The organism is Flavobacterium bomense (genome assembly GCF_003970355.1).
On the sequence record NZ_RYDJ01000037.1, the window covers coordinates 1 to 2,484 of the forward strand.

Here is a 2,484-nt window from a genome sequence, read left to right on the forward strand (position 1 = left end):
TACTGGAACACCAGGTAGTAATAACTCTAAATCTTCCTTATTATTTATTTTAGTATCTAATGAATAGTAAACAAAAATGAACCCAATAGGAACTAATAAACCCAAAAGAAGTGCTGCAATAAAAATTAAGCTTCGGTCTGGTGCGATGGGGCTTGTAGAAAAAATTGCAAAATCAACAACTTTAATAGAGGGGTTTGTTATAGCTAAATTTATGGCTGCTTCTTCTCTTTTTTGCAGCAATAAAATGTACAAAGATTCTTTTATGGCTTGCTGCCTTTGGATGGAATGAATGCCTTTCTCATTAAAAGGAACCAAACTGTAATTTTCCTTTTCAACACCACTAATTCTTATGGATTCCTTTTCGTTGAATTTCAATACATTTTGATAGCCAATCAGGGAGGCCCTTAGGTTATTTTTTATTTGTAAAGCCAAACTTGTTGTTTCCTTAACTATAGGATTTGATTCTCCCCCGCCAGCAAGTATTTGCTTATTGCGTTTTAAAATTTGTTCGTTGTAATTTGTAACCAATCCATTTACTTCACCGTTTTCTATTCCAATATTAGAGGGTAATAATTCTAAACCTTTGTTTTTATTCAAAGCATCCATCATCAATTTTGCTAATACTATTTGTGTATTAGAAAAGAGCACTTTTGCTTTCGAATCATTATTGTTTTGCATTAAAACAGTAGCATCGGATTCAATATAGCTAAACCCTTTTTCCTTTTTAAAATTGGCTTTAGAGGTTTCTATTGAATCCAGTTCCCTAAATAGATAATTAAATCGATCATCAACAAATTCTATAGTTTTTTTGGATACAAGTTGTCGGTCCTGAATACCATCTTGATTAAATACATCAATTAAAGTATTGACAATAGCACTAATTTTTTCTTTGTTTGATCCATTTAGAGTAAGGCTTAAGATGTCGCTTTGTTTAGCTACATAATCAATGACAATAGTACTCGATATAGATTGGATAACACTTTTTCTTGTTTTTAAAGCTATTTGGTATTCATTTCCATTGGTTCTATTTAATAATTCCTTGTTTTTAAGCATTATTTTGAAGGGAATGGCAGCACTAAAATTGGTCTGCCCAAATTTATATTCTACACCACTTCCTTTTATCACATAGCCACTTTTTGTCAACACAATTTGAAGCAAAATCTGTTTTTTAGACAAGGAATCATTTTCTTTAGCCCAAATTACGCTAAAGGGTACATTTTTCCATTTTTCGATAGATTTAATTCTTCCTACACTATAAATTTCTGTTGTCAAGTTCAAACGATCAACAACAGCACCTATTATTCGGGAAGATTTCATTATTACGATTTCATTTCCTTTGCTAATCTCATTATTTCCAAAAATAGAAATATTATCTGTTGGTAATTTAAAAGCCGTATTTGAGTTATCTAGGATTTTAATTTTGGCGCTGGTTTGATATACATCGTTGGCATACCTTAAATAAAAAAAACTGATGGCTATTGCCATAAATACCGACAAAAGAATCCATTTCCAATAAGAAAGGTATTTTAATATTTCTTGCTGAATGTTGAAATTGTTTTTTTTACTTTCCAATGGAATGATTTATTTTGTTAGTAATATAACGGTCGTAATAGCAATTGAAACAACTGCAAGTAAATTGGTCAAATTAGGCACATAACCTGATGTAGTTACTTTTGGCCCATTAGGATTGACATAGATGACATCATTTGGCTTGATGTAATAATATGGAGAGTCAAACCACTTTTTTGAGGTCAAATCAATAGTCGTGTAAGTTCGTTTATTGTTCTCCTCTCTAATTATTAATACATCCTGCCTTTGTCCATTAATAGTCAAATCACCGGCATAGCCTAACGCCTGAAGAAGGCTAATGTTTTGTTCATTAAAAGTAAAAGTACCTGGGTTTTTTACTTCACCTAGAATGGTAAACTTTGCATTTGTTAATCGCACAGTAACTGTTGCATTGGATAAGTGATTTTCAGCAATCAATTTTTGAACTAAAAGATTCTCAAGTTCCAATAATGTTAGGTCCTTTACTTTAATTTTTCCTAAAATAGGAAGAGTAATTGCACCTTCGATTGTTACTAGATAACCATTAATAGTGGATAAAGCGGGCTGATTTGTATTATAAATGGAAGCTAATTCCGGAGAACTTGAAGATATAACTATACTTAAAATATCATTTGCTTGAATTTTTCCATCAGAAAAAACAGTTCCATCTTGCTCTTTCAAATTGATATCATTAAAGTATAAAACATCTTTTTTTGAAGCACATGAACTCAATAATAAAAGCCCTACAATGAGTATCAGGATTTTTTTTTGTGGTTGAATCATCTTATTTAAATTGTCGGTATGGTTTGCTATGATTTTCATTAAATTTCCCGGTCATTAGTGTTTGGATATGAGGTTTTTGAATATAAATAATCACTGACCTTGATAGAAGTTTTTTTGTAAATTGGCATTTAATAGATAGAATTTAGAAAGAGG

Annotated in this window: 2 protein-coding genes; both read right to left on the reverse strand. The window is 31.0% G+C overall.

Annotated elements, in window-relative coordinates; all coding sequences use genetic code 11:
- Window positions 1-1,572 (reverse strand): GumC family protein (locus EKL98_RS15255; protein WP_126563071.1); only part of this gene is annotated, 1,572 nt, incomplete at its 3' end.
- Between the two features lie 9 nt (window positions 1,573-1,581).
- Window positions 1,582-2,370, reverse strand: coding sequence for a polysaccharide biosynthesis/export family protein (locus EKL98_RS15260; RefSeq protein WP_126563072.1), 789 nt, complete (start codon window positions 2,368-2,370; stop codon window positions 1,582-1,584).
- Window positions 2,371-2,484: the final 114 nt, after the last annotated feature.